The 15,914-nt window shown below is 58.1% G+C and carries 14 protein-coding genes and 1 pseudogene; 9 read left to right on the top strand and 6 right to left on the bottom strand.

Annotated features, from left to right (window positions below):
- Positions 1–160 precede the first annotated feature (160 nt).
- On the top strand, positions 161–1,660 hold the full coding sequence (gene pap, locus QN399_RS14880) for a polyphosphate:AMP phosphotransferase (protein ID WP_330201097.1): 1,500 nt from the start codon (positions 161–163) through the stop codon (positions 1,658–1,660).
- Positions 1,661–1,763: 103 nt separating this feature from the next.
- Entirely contained in the window at positions 1,764–2,948 is a 1,185-nt protein-coding gene (locus QN399_RS14875) for a thiolase family protein (RefSeq protein ID WP_322215373.1), read from the top strand.
- A gap of 214 nt (positions 2,949–3,162) precedes the next feature.
- Here the strand turns inward: QN399_RS14875 and QN399_RS14870 are convergent, their stop codons facing one another.
- Positions 3,163–3,750, bottom strand: coding sequence for a YecA family protein (locus tag QN399_RS14870; RefSeq protein WP_219064205.1), 588 nt, complete (start codon positions 3,748–3,750; stop codon positions 3,163–3,165).
- A gap of 222 nt (positions 3,751–3,972) precedes the next feature.
- Here QN399_RS14870 and recQ point away from each other — a divergent pair, with 222 nt between their 5' ends.
- The 4 genes from recQ to QN399_RS14850 all read left to right on the top strand — a co-directional run bounded on the left by recQ (position 3,973) and on the right by QN399_RS14850 (position 9,339).
- Positions 3,973–6,102 (top strand): DNA helicase RecQ, encoded by a 2,130-nt coding sequence (gene recQ, locus QN399_RS14865; protein ID WP_322180272.1) that lies wholly within the window; start codon positions 3,973–3,975, stop codon positions 6,100–6,102.
- A gap of 120 nt (positions 6,103–6,222) precedes the next feature.
- Entirely contained in the window at positions 6,223–6,657 is a 435-nt protein-coding gene (locus QN399_RS14860) for a MarR family transcriptional regulator (RefSeq protein ID WP_322180270.1), read from the top strand.
- Positions 6,658–6,809: 152 nt separating this feature from the next.
- Positions 6,810–8,963, top strand: coding sequence for a FimV/HubP family polar landmark protein (locus tag QN399_RS14855; protein ID WP_330201096.1), 2,154 nt, complete (start codon positions 6,810–6,812; stop codon positions 8,961–8,963).
- Between the two features lie 85 nt (positions 8,964–9,048).
- Positions 9,049–9,339 carry a SelT/SelW/SelH family protein gene (locus QN399_RS14850; RefSeq protein ID WP_322215379.1) on the top strand — a complete coding sequence of 97 codons (291 nt, stop codon included), beginning with the start codon at positions 9,049–9,051 and terminating at the stop codon, positions 9,337–9,339.
- Positions 9,340–9,343: 4 nt separating this feature from the next.
- On the opposite strand, the gene QN399_RS14845 is transcribed toward QN399_RS14850, so the two are convergent.
- Complete coding sequence (locus QN399_RS14845; protein WP_322180264.1) at positions 9,344–10,234, bottom strand: DMT family transporter; 891 nt, start codon at positions 10,232–10,234, stop codon at positions 9,344–9,346.
- A 175-nt stretch (positions 10,235–10,409) separates the two neighbouring features.
- On the opposite strand from QN399_RS14845, the gene QN399_RS14840 reads away from it, so the two are divergent.
- A complete protein-coding gene (locus QN399_RS14840) occupies positions 10,410–11,255 on the top strand; it encodes a UDP-2,3-diacylglucosamine diphosphatase (RefSeq protein WP_322215382.1) in 846 nt (281 codons plus the stop codon).
- Positions 11,256–11,269: 14 nt separating this feature from the next.
- Here QN399_RS14840 and QN399_RS14835 read toward each other — a convergent pair whose 3' ends face one another.
- Together QN399_RS14835 and QN399_RS14830 are read right to left on the bottom strand one after the other, a co-directional pair.
- The gene (locus QN399_RS14835; protein ID WP_322180260.1) at positions 11,270–11,863 is read right to left on the bottom strand and encodes an HD domain-containing protein; all 594 of its coding nucleotides are present in this window, start codon (positions 11,861–11,863) and stop codon (positions 11,270–11,272) included.
- A gap of 124 nt (positions 11,864–11,987) precedes the next feature.
- Positions 11,988–12,299 (bottom strand): DUF962 domain-containing protein, encoded by a 312-nt coding sequence (locus QN399_RS14830; protein ID WP_322215384.1) that lies wholly within the window; start codon positions 12,297–12,299, stop codon positions 11,988–11,990.
- 134 nt (positions 12,300–12,433) lie between these two features.
- On the opposite strand from QN399_RS14830, the gene QN399_RS14825 reads away from it, so the two are divergent.
- Positions 12,434–13,435 carry an AraC family transcriptional regulator gene (locus tag QN399_RS14825; protein WP_322180256.1) on the top strand — a complete coding sequence of 334 codons (1,002 nt, stop codon included), beginning with the start codon at positions 12,434–12,436 and terminating at the stop codon, positions 13,433–13,435.
- A gap of 2 nt (positions 13,436–13,437) precedes the next feature.
- Here QN399_RS14825 and QN399_RS14820 read toward each other — a convergent pair whose 3' ends face one another.
- Complete coding sequence (locus tag QN399_RS14820) at positions 13,438–14,892, bottom strand: TrkH family potassium uptake protein (protein ID WP_330201095.1); 1,455 nt, start codon at positions 14,890–14,892, stop codon at positions 13,438–13,440.
- Positions 14,893–15,070: 178 nt separating this feature from the next.
- Here QN399_RS14820 and QN399_RS14815 point away from each other — a divergent pair, with 178 nt between their 5' ends.
- A complete protein-coding gene (locus QN399_RS14815) occupies positions 15,071–15,631 on the top strand; it encodes a nitroreductase family protein (RefSeq protein ID WP_219064195.1) in 561 nt (186 codons plus the stop codon).
- 64 nt (positions 15,632–15,695) lie between these two features.
- Here the strand turns inward: QN399_RS14815 and QN399_RS14810 are convergent.
- Positions 15,696–15,914, bottom strand: a pseudogene (locus QN399_RS14810) (hypothetical protein); the annotation flags it as partial.

Below are 15,914 nucleotides of genomic sequence, written 5' to 3'. Positions count from 1 at the left end.
GCGCGGGATATTAACGCAATCAGCGAACCGGTGAGGGCGCAAAGGGGTAGAAGCGGGTCCCTGAAGCCTGTTCAATTGACCCATCGCAACGAATGGCTGTCTTACCCAGCATTGATTGATGCGATCCGTTAGTCTTGACGATCTTGAAGGGGAGCTGTGCATGTTCGAATCCGCCGAAATCGGTCACGCCATTGACAAAGAAACTTACGACGCCGAGGTGCCGGCGCTGCGTGAGGCGTTGCTCGACGCGCAATTCGAACTCAAGCAGCAGGCGCGTTTTCCGGTGATTGTATTGATCAACGGCGTCGAAGGCGCGGGCAAGGGCGAGACGATTAAGCTGCTCAATGAATGGATGGACCCACGGCTGATCGAGGTGCGTACGTTCGATCAGCAGACTGACGAAGAACTGGCCCGACCACCCGCGTGGCGCTATTGGCGGCATTTGCCGGCGAAGGGGCGTATGGGGATTTTCTTTGGCAATTGGTACAGCCAGATGATTCAGGGGCGGGTGCATGGCCACTTCAAGGATGCCGTGCTCGATCAGGCAATCAATGGGGCTGAACGTCTGGAGAGAATGCTCTGTGATGAGGGCGCACTGATTTTCAAGTTCTGGTTTCACCTGTCCAAGAAGCAGATGAAGGCTCGGCTCAAGTTGCTTGTGGATGACCCTTTGCACAGCTGGCGCATTAGTCCGCTGGACTGGCAACAATCGAAAACCTACGACAAATTTGTTCGCTACGGTGAGCGTGTGCTGCGTCGTACCAGCCATGATTATGCCCCTTGGCATGTCATCGAAGGCGTGGATCCGCATTATCGCAGCCTGACCGTCGGGCTCCTGTTGCTCGAAGGGCTACAGGCCGCCTTGGCCAATAAAAGACCCGCTCAAGGTCCGCTGACCATTGGCCCACTGCCGACCAATATTGATGACCTCAGCCTGCTGAACAGTCTCGACATGACTCAGCATCTGGAAAAAGAAGATTACGAAGAACAATTGATTACCGAGCAGGCGCGCCTGGCGGGCAACGTGCGTGATAAACGTATGAAGCGGCACTCGCTGGTAGCGGTATTCGAAGGCAATGATGCCGCAGGCAAAGGCGGCGCCATCCGGCGGGTCGCGGCGGCGCTGGACCCGCGTCAGTACAATATTGTGCCGATTGCCGCGCCCACCGAGGACGAGCGTGCACAGCCTTATCTCTGGCGCTTCTGGCGGCACATGCCGCCACGTGGCAAATTTACCGTGTTCGACAGGTCATGGTATGGCCGGGTGCTGGTAGAGCGCGTTGAGGGTTTTTGCAGCTCGGCAGATTGGCTCCGGGCGTACAGCGAGATCAACGATTTCGAAGAACAGCTGACCGATGCCGGCACTGTGGTAGTCAAGTTCTGGCTGGCCATTGATGAGCTGACTCAACTGGAGCGTTTTGAGGCGCGGGAACAGATTCCGTTCAAACGCTTCAAAATCACCGAGGACGACTGGCGCAACCGTCAGAGATGGCCGGACTATCGCGCGGCTGTGGGCGACATGGTTGATCGTACCAGCACTGAAATCGCGCCGTGGACCCTGGTTGAGGCCAATGACAAACGCTGGGCGCGGGTGAAGGTGTTACGCACGATCAATAACGCGCTGGAAGCCGCTTTTGAAAAGGACACAAAGTCTAAGTAACCACCATGATTTTCCATACAGCCAGTGAATGATCATCGCGGACAAGGATTATCTGGCCCTATGCTCAATGCCTTCTCATCAACAATAAGAGTGGAGGTGTGTCATGCGTGAAGTGGTGATTGTCGATAGCGTGCGGACGGGATTGGCCAAGTCGTTTCGCGGCAAGTTCAACCAGACCCGTCCCGATGACATGGCAGCCCATTGCGTCAACGCACTGTTGACGCGCAATGGCCTGGACCCGGCGTTGGTCGAGGACTGTATCGTCGGTGCCGGCTCCAACGAAGGTGCGCAGGGCTACAACATCGGGCGCAATGTGGCGGTGCTGTCCAAGCTGGGTATCCAAGTCCCTGGCATGACCCTCAACCGCTACTGCTCATCGGGCTTGCAGGCCATTGCAATCGCAGCCAACCAGATCGCCTCCGGTTGCAGCGAGATCATTGTTGCCGGTGGTGTCGAATCGATCAGCCTGACGATGAAAAGCATCAACACCGACAACCTGATCAATCCATTGCTTAAGGAACAGGTGCCGGGGATTTACTTTCCCATGGGTCAGACTGCCGAAATCGTCGCGCGCCGCTACCATGTCAGCCGCGAGCAGCAAGATATCTACGCCTTGCAAAGTCAGCACCGCACCGCAGCCGCCCAAGCTGCTGGGCTGTTCGACGATGAAATCGTGCCGATGGCCGTGACCTACCGCGTCGAGGACAAAAATACCGGTGCGATTAGCCTGGTTGAAGGCATCGTTGATCGTGACGACTGCAATCGTCCGGACACCACGCGGGAAAGCCTGGCGGGCCTGAAGCCGGTGTTCGCAGAAGACGGTTCGGTAACCGCTGGCAACTCGTCGCAGTTGTCCGACGGGGCTTCGATGACGTTGGTGATGAGCCTGGAAAAAGCCCTGGAACTGGGCCTCAAACCGCGTGCGTTTTTCCGTGGTTTCACGGTGGCGGGTTGCGAGCCGGACGAGATGGGGATTGGCCCGGTGTTCTCGGTGCCCAAATTGCTCAAGGCTAAAGGCTTGCAAGTGGCCGACATCGACCTTTGGGAACTCAATGAAGCCTTTGCGTCGCAGTGTCTGTATGCGCGTGATCGTCTGGGAATCGACAACGCCAAATACAACCTCAGCGGCGGTTCGATCTCCATCGGCCACCCGTTCGGCATGACCGGCTCGCGCCAGGTCGGCCATTTGGTCCGTGAACTGCAACGGCGCAATCTGCGCTACGGCATCGTGACCATGTGTGTCGGAGGTGGGATGGGGGCGACTGGGTTGTTTGAAACGTTCAAATAGAGCGCTGGCGGATAGATCGTCTTCGCGAGTGAATGTGCACCCACAGGGTATTTGCGACCTTTGTGGGTGCATCATCTCTGATGGAACGCCTAAAGCCTGTGCCGCAGGACATGGGCCGTCATCAGCGCCACACTAGCCAGCCAGAGTCTTGAAGTGCGCGACGCACAAGCAGTGTTTGCTTGTGCGTCTCGGGCCTTGTGCCGTAGGCGTGGACTCAGTGGTGGCGAGGCTTGAGAATCGCTGGCTTCTCGTCTGGCGCCTGCAGGAGCAGGTACAGCGCGGTCAGTGCTTCCGGGATCTGCACAATCATGTCATCCATCAGATTGGCGTCCTGAGCGATGTCGGCAAATTCTGGTTGTTCGTCGAACAGACCCGAACCGACCATGATCGGCAGGAGCATTTCGCTGACTTCGTCTTCGGCGCTTTCGAACCATGCGTTTTCGCGCAGGAACACGCCTTCCATGAAGCCGATGCACCAGCCGCGGAGGTCGGAGTCATCCGGCTCGTCACCGAGGTCCAGATCACACGGCAATTCGAACTCTTCGTCGGATGCCAGTTGGCGGGCGATGTGCGCCTGCAGCTGGATCAGCGTGGCTTCGATTTCTTCGCGCTGGGCATCACTGGTGTAATGCGGCGGCTCAGAGAACAGCGTATCGATCCACTCACGCTCAGGGACCGTTTCGGCACAGATCGACAGCGCGGTCAGGTAGCCGTGGGCGGCCACATAGTCCAGCGCTTCGTCATGCAGCTCATCGGCATCGAGGAAGGCTTGCAGGCGGTGTAGTTGCTCAGCGAAGGACATTGACGGGCTACCTTGGGAATAAACAATGCTGAATTCTAGGCTGTGTAAGGCCTGCGCGCCAGTACAGAGGCGCTTAGAAGCTGTTATGTCTTTTATATCGACCGCCGGTATCGCCTTTGTGCTTTGCCTGGAACCCCTCGGGTATAATGCCGCGCTTTGCGATGCCAATAGCGATTGCGACAGGCTGTAGCAGGGTCGCTTCTGCAATATTTTGGGGTTTTTATGCTCGAACAGGCTCAACGCGTACTTAAAGACATCTTTGGTTACGACAGCTTTCGTGGTCGCCAAGGTGCCATTATTGAGCGTGTTGCCAATGGCGGCGATGCCTTGGTGTTGATGCCCACCGGTGGCGGCAAGTCCTTGTGCTTCCAGGTCCCGGGCCTGCTGCGCGAAGGCTTGGCAGTGGTAGTTTCACCGCTGATTGCCTTGATGGACGATCAGGTTGCGACCCTGGAAGAACTGGGTGTGTCGGCGGCCGCGTTGAACTCCACACTGAGCGCAGAGCAACAGCGGGATCTGGCAAACCGAATTCGGTTGGGCGAGATCAAGATGCTCTATCTGGCGCCCGAGCGCCTGGTTCAGCCACGGATGCTGGCCTTCCTGCAGAACCTGAAAATCGCCCTGTTTGCCATCGACGAAGCGCACTGCGTGTCACAGTGGGGGCATGATTTCCGTCCTGAATACTTGAAACTGGGGCAACTTGCCGAGTTGTTCCCCGATGTGCCGCGTATCGCCCTGACCGCCACGGCCGATAAACGCACCCGTGAAGAGATCGTCGAGCGCCTGCATCTACAGAACGCCGAGCGCTTCCTCTCCAGTTTCGACCGCCCCAACATCTTTTATCGCATCGTGCCCAAGGAGCAGCCGCGCAAACAGCTGCTGGCATTCCTTTCCGAGCGGCGCAGCGATGCAGGCATTGTTTATTGTCTGTCCCGCAAAAAGGTCGATGAAGTCGCCGCTTTTCTGTGTGACAACGGCTATCCGGCTTTGCCATACCACGCCGGGCTGCCTAACGAGACACGTGCCTTCAACCAGAAGCGCTTCCTCAATGAGGAAGGCCTGATCATGGTCGCGACCATCGCTTTCGGTATGGGCATCGACAAACCCAACGTGCGGTTCGTCGCCCATATGGACTTGCCCAAGTCGTTGGAGGCGTACTACCAGGAGACGGGGCGCTCCGGCCGTGATGGCCTGCCCGCCGATGCCTGGATGGCCTACGGGCTGCAAGACGTATTGATGCTCAAGCAGATGCTGCAAAACTCCGAAGGCGACGAGCGACACAAGCGCCTTGAGCAACACAAACTCGACGCCATGTTGTCGCTTTGTGAAGAGACCCGCTGCCGTCGACAGACGCTGCTGGCCTACTTCGACGAAGACATGCCTAACCCGTGCGGTCATTGCGACAACTGTGTCGACGGCGTGCAGACCTGGGACGCCACCGAGCCTGCGCGTCAGGCACTGTCGGCGATTTATCGCACCGGCCAGCGTTATGGCGTCGGCCATCTGGTGGATGTGCTGCTGGGTCGCGACAACGATAAAGTGAAGAGCTTTGGCCACCAACATCTGGCGGTTTTCGGCGTCGGCAAGGCGCGTACCGAAGGCGAGTGGCGCTCGCTGTTCCGCCAGTTGGTGGCGCGCGGCCTGGCTGATATCGACTTGGAAGGCTACGGCGGCCTGCGGTTGAGTGATACCTGCCGGCCCCTCTTGCGCGGCGAAGTCACGCTTGAGCTACGTCGTGATTTGAAACCGCAAACGACCCCGAAAAGCGGTTCGGGCAGCCCGGCCAGTCAATTGGTCCGTGGCGAAGAGCGCGAACAGTGGGAGGCCTTGCGCGCCCTGCGGCGCAAATTGGCCGAAGAGCATGGGGTGCCGCCTTATGTCATTTTTCCCGACTCGACCCTGCTCGAGATGTTGCGCAGCAAGCCCGGATCGTTGCCGGAAATGGCCCAGGTCAGTGGCGTCGGTGCGCGCAAGCTGGAGCGTTATGGTGAGGCGTTCCTCGAGGTTCTCGGCGGTACAGCCGAGGCGCCAAGGGTTGTGGCTGACGTGCGTCACGAATTGATCAGCCTGGCCCGCGCCGGGATGACGCCGGCGCAGATCGCCGGTCAGTTGCAGTGCACCGAAAAGAATGTCTACACGATGCTCGCGGAGGCCATCGGCAAGCAGCAATTATCACTGGAGCAAGCGCTGGATTTGCCTGAAGACGTGCTCAGTGAAATTCAGGATGCGTTCCTTGATGGCGAAGGAGAGTTGCCCGCGGTTGCAGCCGTTGCCGCACAATTCGCCGGTCGCGTGCCAGACGGCGTGCTGTATTGCGTGCGCGCGGCGCTGCAGTCCGAGTTCGAGGTCTGATTTTCCTGAGGTTTTATACCCCCCTGCGACGATTGGTTACAGTGGGTGACACTTGCCTCGGTGCGGGCATCATGGTTAGCTGACTAATAATTAGTACAAGCCTTTAATCATGAGTTTCCTATGCCTTTAACTGATCAACACCGCTTCGGCATGCAATTGGCGCAGATGTCACGTGGCTGGCGAGCCGAGTTGGACCGGCGCCTCGCTGACCTGGGCCTGTCGCAGGCGCGCTGGCTGGTGCTGTTGCACCTTGCGCGCTTCGAAGAAGCACCGACGCAACGTGAGTTGGCGCAGAGTGTTGGCGTCGAAGGGCCGACCCTTGCGCGTTTGCTCGACAGTCTGGAAGCTCAGGGGCTGGTTCTGCGTCAGGCGGTGGTTGAAGATCGGCGGGCTAAAAAAATCGTTCTATGTGCAACGGCGCGGCCGCTGATCGACAAAATCGAGACAATCGCCACCGCGCTGCGTCATGAACTTTTCGTCGGCATCGACGAGGACGAGCTGAGAATCTGCATGCGGGTACACGCACGGATCCTGGCGAACCTGGAAAAATCCTGAACACCCGGTATTCAGTGGCTCAAGCGCTTTTACCCCTTTAAGCATTGGTGAAAGCGTGCGAGCATCAGGCCCGATTTGCCCCCATACTTGCGCTATCTGCGTGTGACAGCGAATGTGCTGAGAAGCCTGCTTTGGTTTTTATAAGGATTTTCATGCTGAAGAGTTCTCAGGCCGCGTTAACGCGCGCCGATCGCCCGTTGCGGCAGGTCGTTCGTCAATGGTGTGTGGCTGCGGCCGCAACATCACTGTTTTATTCGGCACTGGCCCCAGCGTTGGGGCTTGGAGAGATCACCCTGCATTCGGCGTTGAATCAGCCGTTCAATGCCGATATCGAATTGGTAGAAACCGCAGGCCTGAGCGCGGATGACATTGTGGCGAGTCTTGCTTCGCCGGAAGCCTTCAGCCGGGCTGGCATCGAACGTCTGTTCTTTTTTAACGATCTGCACTTTACCCCCATCGTCCATGGCAATCATGGCGTGGTGCATGTGGAGTCGAGAAGGGCAGTCACTGAGCCTTACCTTAACTTTCTGGTGCGTCTGGTTCGCCCTAATGGCGACGTGCTGCATGCTTATACGGTGTTGCTCGATCCGCCTGACTCGGCGATAGGTGCAGCCGCGTCGCGCTCCAGGCGGGCCGATCCTTCTTTACAGAGCGGTGGTGAATCACGTATGCCTGTCGCGCCGCCGCAAGCGGTGCAGGGTAATCGCTACACAGTTGCCAGCGGCGATAACCTCGGAACGATTGCCAGGCGTCTGCAAGGGCCGGGCAGCAAAACTTCCGCCAGTGAGCTGGCCCGAGGTATCGCGGCGCTCAATCCCCAGGCGTTTCCCAACGGTAACAGCACTCGGTTGAACGTCGGACAGAGCCTGCTGCTGCCAGACAGTGCGGTCCTGCCGCGTTCGACGGTGGCGCCTTCCGTCGCGGCGGCCACTCAAACTACGCCACCCCCTTCGGCGGCAAGTGAAGCAGCAGCTTCTGCGAATGGGTTGCAGCAAAACGCTGAGCAACTGGCCAGCACCGTTATCGAGAACCAGCAACTGACCAAAACCGTGGGCGACCTGAAAGGACAGATGCAAGCGCTTGAGGGGCAGATTTCGGGTAAAGACAAGCAACTCACCGAACTGAATGCCGCCCTGGCTGAACTAAAGTTATCCACAACCAAAACGGTCACCCCCGTTGTGCCAGCTGTTGCCGTGACGCCAACGGCGGTGCCCGCCCCGCCAGTAACCGAGGCGCCAGCGGAGGAATCATCCGGCAACATGCTGCTGTTGTCGGGTGCAGTGTTGGTGCTGCTGTTATTGCTGGTACTGGCTTATTCCGTACGGCGCAAACGGTTGATAAACGCCCTGCCGGTGCAGAATATCGTCGACACGCCTGCGCCGAGACCCACGATGACGGCCGCTGTGCCCATGGTTGAAAAGTCTTCTGTGGTCGTTCCACCTACAGCTCCGGTGGTTGCGGTTCCGGCGCCTGGTACCCAACGGTTGGCTGGTACTGCCACCGATGCCATGGACGGTGCGAGCATTTATATCGCTTACGGCCGGATCAGTGAGGCGCTGGGTATTTTGCGTGACGCACTGCAGACACAGCCGCAGCGCACGGATCTGCGCCTGAGAATTCTTGAGTTACTGGCCCAGCAGGGCGACGCCGACGGTTTTGCCCGCGAGGAGCAAGCGGCGCTCGAGCAGGGGCTTAGTGCGGACAAATTGCAGGAAATACGCGCGCAGCATCCCCAGTTGTTCGCGACACCGTCACCCGCGTTGGTGACCATCCCGCTGCCTTCGTCAGAGCCGGTGCTGCCTGAAGTTGTCGTCAATGAACCTGTTGCCTCTTCCTTGAGCACGCAGCCTGCCGATGAATTCCAATTGAACCTGGAAGATCTGTCAATGGACGCCGATTGGGATTTGGTCGACCCCTTCGAAACTACGCCAGCCGCACGCAGCAAAGGCCAGCCGGAACAACCGCTGACGGCGGACCTGGATTTCGCGTCCAACCTCACAGAGTTGCCGGAAGTCTTCGAAATGCCTGATGAGCAGTTCCTCAGCGACTTCTCAGAGCCGGAGCCTATTCTTCAGGCCAACAGCGACAGTCTGGATGATGCGTTTCTTGAAGGCTTCATGGATGATTCGGCGGGCTTCGATATGCTCGACCTGACCGAGGAGCCTCTGAGTAAAATCAACCAGGCTCAAGTGTTGATTGATGACGGTGATCTGCAGAGTGCACGTGAGCTGCTGCTGGAAGTGATCAACGAAACCGACGATAACCAGCAGCAGACTGCTCGGGATTTGTTGGCGGGAATAAGCTGATTGAGGGGGTGGTTGCGGGCAGATTGGTCCCATACTCAGATAAAGCGCCTTTTAACGCCAACCCTTGAGGAATGAGAGTCAGGATATGTCTGCCGTCAAACCCGAAATCGTCATCACCTATTGCACCCAATGCCAATGGCTTCTGCGGGCCGCGTGGCTCGCTCAAGAGTTGCTCAGCACGTTTTCCGACGATCTGGGCAAGGTCTCGCTGGAGCCTGCGACCGGTGGGGCGTTTCGAATCACGTGCAATGGTGTGCAGATCTGGGAGCGCAAGGCTGATGGCGGGTTCCCTGAAGCCAAGGTACTCAAGCAGCGAGTGCGTGACCAGATCGACCCGCAGCGCGACCTGGGGCATAACGATCATCCGCAGGCGTAAGCATTCAGTGGGCTGAAGCGGCGTCGGCTTTGTGCTCGATTGTTTTAGATCCCAGCCGGCTCGAGACCACGATCGCGACGATGATCAGTGCGCCACCCAACAACATTCGCACCGTGGGCTGCTCGGCGAACAGCAACCAGGCGAAGGTGATGCCGTATACCGGCTCAAGGGCAAAGACCATCGCGGCGGTGCGCGCTTTTATTACCGCCAGGCTGGCGACGAACAAACTATGCGCCACACCTGTACAGAACACCCCAAGCAGACTTATCCACAGCCAGTCGAGGGGCGTGACGCTGCTCAGCCCCGGTGCCGCGGCAGGCAACAGGCACGCCGCGACCACCAGATTTTGACACAGCGCCGCCTGTACGGCCGGAATTCGCCCGGAGCTGGCGCGGTTGGTCAGAGACAACAGTGAGAACAGTAAACCGGACAATACGGACCACAGCAGGCCGAGAGTGGCCTGACTGGCGAGGTCGAAATCCGGGGTGACCAACACCAGCCCGATGCTGACCAGTAGTACCAGGATGATTTCATTGCTGCGAATCCGCTCGCGGAAAATCAGCCCTTCGAGGATCACGGTAAAGGCCGGGAAGCTGGCAAAGCCCAGTGTCGCGATGGCCACGCCGGCAACTTTCACGGAGATGAAAAAGCTCACCCAATGCCCGGCCAGCAGTAACCCACCCAGAACCAGTCGACGCCAATCACTGCCGCGCAGTGATTGCCAGGCGGTATTGCTGGCGAAACGGGCGAAAAAGCCCAGGGCGATCACTGCAAAAGCTGCGCGGCCGAACACGATGATCGAGGGCGAGGCGGCGGCCAGTTTGCCGAATACCCCGGTCAGGCCGAACATCAGGGCGCCAATATGCAGGGCGCCAAGCGCAGAACGGTGATTCATTGCAGTCCTTATCAGTCAGCTTTTACGGTGCGGGGATGACCGCTAAGTGTAGAGCGCATGCCTGACCGTTGTCTGTTGCCGTTTTTGGGTCATTTGTCATCCAATCGCCACGCCAATGTCATCTCCGATTAACCAGCGCCGGGCAAGCTCGCTAAAACCCTGCCGGAGGTTGTCCATGAGCAGTGCTCAGCTCGCTAAACCCAGTCGCAAGCAACGGGTGAGAACCTTGTGGATCTCAGATGTACACCTCGGCACACGTGATTGCCAGGCTGAGCATCTGTCGAACTTTCTCAAGCAGTATCACGCTGACAAGGTGTACCTGGTCGGCGACATCATCGATGGCTGGAAGCTGCGCGGTGGCATGTATTGGCCTCAGGCGCACACCAATGTGATTCGCCGTCTATTGACCATGAGCAAGCGCGGCACCGAAGTGATTTATGTCACCGGCAACCACGACGAATTCCTGCGGCGTTACTCGACGCTGATCCTGGGCAATATCCGATTGGTGGACGAGGCCGAGCACGTCACGGCTGATGGTCGTCGTCTGCTGGTGGTGCATGGCGATCAGTTCGACGTGATTACGCGCTACCACCGCTGGTTGGCCTTTCTCGGTGATTCGGCCTATGAATTGACCTTGACCCTTAATCGCTGGCTGAACCACTGGCGTGCGCGTTATGGCTACGGCTATTGGTCGCTGTCGGCGTACCTCAAGCACAAGGTCAAAACGGCGGTCAGTTTCATCAGTGACTTCGAAGAAGCCATCGCTCACGAGTGCGTAAAGCGTGGCTTTGACGGGGTGGTCTGCGGGCATATTCATCACGCTGAAATCCGCAACGTCGGCGAGGTGGAGTACCTCAATTGTGGCGATTGGGTCGAATCCTGCACTGCGCTGATTGAGCATTTAGACGGCTCTATCGAATTGTTCCGGCTGGCCGATGCTCATCTGCGCGAGGCGCGGGTTCCAGTCCGGCAGAAGCGGGTCGAGGAAGACGAGGGACGGGTCAGCGAACCGGTTGTTTAAAGCCAGCCTGGCCATCAGGACGATGAAAGATCTTGTTCTATGGCCGATTGATAGATCGAGCGTTTCGGGTGGGTAAAAACCCGTTCCAACATGGGCTCGAAGAAGCTCAATGGCAACGTGTTGTATGCAGGGTCGAACGCTGCGGCATCGTATTTTGCGCAGAATTCGATGGTTTGCTGATACTGCGGATGCGCCCGGAATTGCTCGCGCAGCATGCGGTCCATGCCCAGGTGATGAAAAAAGTAGTAGCCCTGGAATATCCCGTGTTTTTCCACCATCCACAGGTTTTCCTCGCTGACGAAAGGCTTGAGAATGGCCGCTGCGATGTCCGCGTGGTTATAGGACCCCAGTGTGTCGCCGATATCGTGGAGCAGGGCGCAGACGATGTACTCCTCGTCGCGACCGTCGTGACAGGCACGTGTGGCGGTTTGCAGGGAGTGGGTCAGGCGATCAACGGGAAAGCCACCGAAGTCACCGTCGAGCAGCCGAAGATGGGTCAGAATTCGCCCCGGCAACTGCTTGGCATAGGCGCTGAAGTCCTGGGCAATGATCGCCCAATCCTCCTGAGTACCTTCCTTCATATGGGTAAAGCGGGCCTGAGTGTTCATCGACGGTCCTGTCTTTGTTATGGGTAAACAAAGACCCAGTCTATGCTGCGTGGGGATTTCGGCAGTGACCGTGAAAGACGCATTGCTGGCCCTGCGCGCCGAGTGCCATTCAGGGTGAAGTTTTCTAGAAAGGCACTTTGCCCATCACCATATCGCGGTACATGACGAAGTCGCCCAACAGGCTATAAAACGGATGCTTGAACGTGGCGGGGCGATTCTTTTCGAAAAAGAAATGCCCGACCCAGGCAAAGCTGTAACCCGCAATGGGTACTGCCCATAACAACTGCCAGCGGGCGCTGCCCATCGCGAAGGCCGCGATAAAAATCACCAGCGTGGTGCCGATGAAGTGCAGTCGGCGACAGGTGCTGTTGCTGTGCTCCGACAAGTAGTAGGGGTAGAAATCAGCGAAACGTGTGAACGACTGGGTGGTTGTCACGACGTGTACCTTCGGTTCTTGTTTTAGGGGCTGAGTGTAAAGTGGCTGATTCATCCGGCCAGTGACATTAAGCACCAGAATAGTATCCTTGTGCCAGTAGCCGCAGGACGTGGCTTATCTTGAAAGAAACTGCCATGAGCGAAAGAACGACTTCTGCAAGTTGGGCGATGGGTATCGTCAAGTCATTGGAACTGGATGGTCTCGATTGTCGTTTGCTCTTTAAGGAACTGGGGCTTGATTATGCCGATCTGGACAATCCCGATGCGCGCTTCCCTCAGGACTCCATGACACGGCTGTGGCAGCGAGCAGTGGAGCTTTCAGGCAACCCGGCGATTGGTTTGAACATGGCCAAAGTCGTGCGTCCGGCGTCCTTCAACGTTGCCGGCTATGCGTTGATGTCCAGCCAGACCCTCAAGGAGGGCTTTATGCGGTTGGTGCGTTATCAGCGGATTATCGCTGAAAGTGCCGACTTGAGCTTTCGTCTGCTGCCCGAAGGTTACGCACTGATCCTGACCGTGCATGGCGATCATCTGCCACCGACCCGGCAAAGCGCCGAAGCATCACTGGCCTCGGCCTTGACCTTCTGTGGTTGGTTGACCGGCAGGACGTTGCAGCCGCGCGAGGTGTTGATTCAGGGCGATCAGCCCAAGGACCTGGAGCCCTATAAAAAAGCCTTTCATGCGCCGATGACGTTCAACGCGCCCTATGACGCCCTGGTGTTCGAGCGCGCGGATATGGAAGCGCCGCTGCCGACCGCCAATGAAGCCATGGCGCAGTTGCATGATCGTTTTGCCGGGGAATACCTGGCGCGCTTCTCGGAAAGCCGCGTCACCCATCAGGCCCGTCAGGTGCTGTGCCGGTTATTGCCTCAGGGCGAGCCAAAGCGTGAGACGGTCGCGCAAACCCTGCACCTGTCCCAGCGCACGTTGCAGCGTCGCTTGCAGGAAGAGGGCACCAGTTTTCAGGTTTTGCTCGACGTCACCCGCCGTGAGTTGGCCGAGCAATACCTGACGCAGCCGAACATGACCTTGCTGGAAATCGCCTACCTGTTGGGGTTTGCCGACCCCAGCAATTTCTTCCGCGCCTTCCGTCGTTGGTTTGATGAGACTCCGGGGGAATATCGCGCGCGGATGTGATCTCAGTGCCGCCAGAACGCTGGAACGCAGAGGACCAGCACGGTGATGATTTCCAGTCGGCCGAGCAGCATGCCCAGCGATAGAATCCATTTGGCCGCATCCGGCAGCCCGGCGAAGTTACCCGCCGGGCCAATGATTTCGCCCAGCCCCGGACCAACGCCGGAGACCGTACTGGCCGCACCGGTCAGGGCGGTCATCCAGTCCACGCCCAACAGCGACAGGAGCAGCGCAATCACGCAAATGGTGATTGCGAAGAAGAACGAAAAGGTCAGGATCGAGCGGACAATTTCTTCGTCCAGGCGGTGGCCGTTGTACTTCTGCTTGATCACCGCACGGGGGTGGATCAATTGATTGAGGTTGGCTCTGAGCAGGATATAAGCGACCTGAAAACGGAAAATCTTGATCCCGCCCGCCGTCGACCCTGAACAACCCCCCACGAAACCCAGATAGAAAAACAGCATCAATGCGAAGTTGCCCCACAGGCTGTAATCGCCCAGGGCGAACCCAGTGGTGGTCATGACCGATGTCACGTTCAACGCCACATGACGCAGGGCATCCAGCCAATGCATGCTGGTGGTTGCCCAATACCAGGTGCCGAGCACCAGCCAGGTCACCAGCAGAAAACCGAGCAGCCCGCGCACTTGTTCGTCCTTGAACAATGCCCGTCGATTGCCGCGCAAGGTCGCCACGTACAGGGCAAAGGGCAAGCTGCCGAGGATCATCACTACAATCGCGACCCAATGCACGGCGGGTTGTTGCCATTTCGCCAGTGATTGATCGGAGGTGGAGAAGCCGCCGGTGGAGATCGCTGACATGGCATGGTTGATCGCATCGAACAGGCTCATGCCTGCCGCCCAGAAGGCTAGGCTGCCCAGGCTAGTGATGCCGACATAGGTCAGCAGAATGTACTTGGCCACCATATGAGAGCGCGGCATGACCTTCTCCGAGCGGTCGGAGGATTCCGTCTGGAACAGGCGCATGCCCCCGATGCGCAACAGTGGCAGGATCGCCACCGCCATGCCGATAAAACCGATACCGCCGAGCCAGTGCAGTAGCGAGCGCCAGATCAGAATCCCTGGCGACATGCTGTCCAGCCCGCTCATTACGGTGGACCCGGTGGCGGTAATCCCGGACATGCTTTCGAAAAACGAATCGGTATAGCTCATGTGCTGGGACAGCAAAAACGGCAGCGCCGCGAAAATGCAGACGACAACCCAGCTGGACACCGTCAGCAGGTACATGTCCCGTGGGCGCAGATGAATGTGCTCGGGACGCCCAGGGATGACCAATGCCAGGCCTACAACGAACGTAATCAGACTCGCCCAGAGAAAGGAGCGGATATCGCTGGTGTGGTCGAAAATCACCAGTGTCAGCATGGGGACAGCCATGGCGATAGCCAGGGTGATCAGGAAAATGCCGATAATGAAACCGATAATACGAAGGGTCGGCAACGCCATGCAGTGGTTCTGACTTGGGAGTGGAAAGGCGCCATTCTACCTGCGGTCGAGGCTTTATAAGTCGATACGCTTTTGTTACCAGTTGTAAGTGCTGATTGTAATTAAAGGGTCGGCGCGCTCGTTATTGAGGGTGAACACATCCTAGAATGGCCCATCATTTTTAAAAGGAGACAGCTCAATGGAGGCGCTCGACGCTTTGCTCAATCGTGTATCGGTACCCCGGTTGATCGACCCGGCACCGGACGCGGCACAACGGGAGATATTGTTCAGCGCTGCCCTGCGTGCACCTGATCACGGTCAGCTGCGGCCATTCCGCTTCCTGACGGTCGAAGGTAAAGCGCGCGAGCAGATGGGCGAGTTGCTGGTGCAAGCGTTGCAACAGAGCGATGCCGAGGCGACACCGCAAGCATTGGACAAGGTGCGTCAGGGGCCTATGCGTGCGCCGTTGGTGGTGGTGGTGATTGCCAAACTGCAGGATCACCTCAAAGTGCCCAAGCAAGAACAACGGATCACCGCTGGTTGCGCCGCCCACGCGGTATTGCTTGCGGCATTTGCGCTGGGCGTCGGTGCCGTGTGGCGTACAGGGGAGTTGTCGTATTCGGCCCAGGTCGCCAAGGGTTTGGGGTTGGAGGCGGACGAGGAGGTTGTTGCGTTCCTTTACCTGGGCACCCCACAACATCCCCCCCGCACCGCACCGAAGCTGGACACGGCTGACTTTGTCAGTGAGTGGCAGGGCTGAGCCGGCCTAAAACTCGGCAGGGTGAAGACAGTTGCTTTTGCAGTAGATCGAAGCCAGAGGCGGCTCAGCCGCCTGCACTGCCCAACGCCCCTTTCACTTGATCCAGCAACCCCATCTTCGACTCGTCAGGCAACGTGTCGAGCAGGTCCTTAACCTTCGCCAACGCCTTCGCCGCTTCCGTGGCCTTGAGCAGTTTTTGCAACTCCGGCGTGGTCGCGGTTTCTGCGCTGAGGGGCGGCGGTGTGGGCAAGGCCTTCACCATTTTCAGCATATCGCCAGGGTC

The organism is Pseudomonas sp. 10C3 (assembly GCF_036346185.1).
In the GTDB taxonomy this organism is placed as follows: Bacteria; Pseudomonadota; Gammaproteobacteria; order Pseudomonadales; family Pseudomonadaceae; genus Aquipseudomonas.
Note: the sequence above shows the minus strand (reverse complement) of the source record. Positions and strands in the feature narration are given on the sequence as shown.

Excerpts from the sequence above, each read along its gene's own strand:
- QN399_RS14840 (WP_322215382.1), top strand. The coding sequence starts at position 10,410 with ATGAGCAGTGCTCAGCTCGCTAAACCCAGTCGCAAGCAACGGGTGAGA.
- QN399_RS14875 (WP_322215373.1), top strand. The coding sequence starts at position 1,764 with ATGCGTGAAGTGGTGATTGTCGATAGCGTGCGGACGGGATTGGCCAAG.
- QN399_RS14835 (WP_322180260.1), bottom strand. The coding sequence starts at position 11,863 with ATGAACACTCAGGCCCGCTTTACCCATATGAAGGAAGGTACTCAGGAG.
- QN399_RS14855 (WP_330201096.1), top strand. The coding sequence starts at position 6,810 with ATGCTGAAGAGTTCTCAGGCCGCGTTAACGCGCGCCGATCGCCCGTTG.
- QN399_RS14860 (WP_322180270.1), top strand. The coding sequence starts at position 6,223 with ATGCCTTTAACTGATCAACACCGCTTCGGCATGCAATTGGCGCAGATG.
- QN399_RS14815 (WP_219064195.1), top strand. The coding sequence starts at position 15,071 with ATGGAGGCGCTCGACGCTTTGCTCAATCGTGTATCGGTACCCCGGTTG.
- QN399_RS14845 (WP_322180264.1), bottom strand. The coding sequence starts at position 10,234 with ATGAATCACCGTTCTGCGCTTGGCGCCCTGCATATTGGCGCCCTGATG.
- QN399_RS14825 (WP_322180256.1), top strand. The coding sequence starts at position 12,434 with ATGAGCGAAAGAACGACTTCTGCAAGTTGGGCGATGGGTATCGTCAAG.
- recQ (WP_322180272.1), top strand. The coding sequence starts at position 3,973 with ATGCTCGAACAGGCTCAACGCGTACTTAAAGACATCTTTGGTTACGAC.
- pap (WP_330201097.1), top strand. The coding sequence starts at position 161 with ATGTTCGAATCCGCCGAAATCGGTCACGCCATTGACAAAGAAACTTAC.
- QN399_RS14850 (WP_322215379.1), top strand. The coding sequence starts at position 9,049 with ATGTCTGCCGTCAAACCCGAAATCGTCATCACCTATTGCACCCAATGC.
- QN399_RS14820 (WP_330201095.1), bottom strand. The coding sequence starts at position 14,892 with ATGGCGTTGCCGACCCTTCGTATTATCGGTTTCATTATCGGCATTTTC.
- QN399_RS14870 (WP_219064205.1), bottom strand. The coding sequence starts at position 3,750 with ATGTCCTTCGCTGAGCAACTACACCGCCTGCAAGCCTTCCTCGATGCC.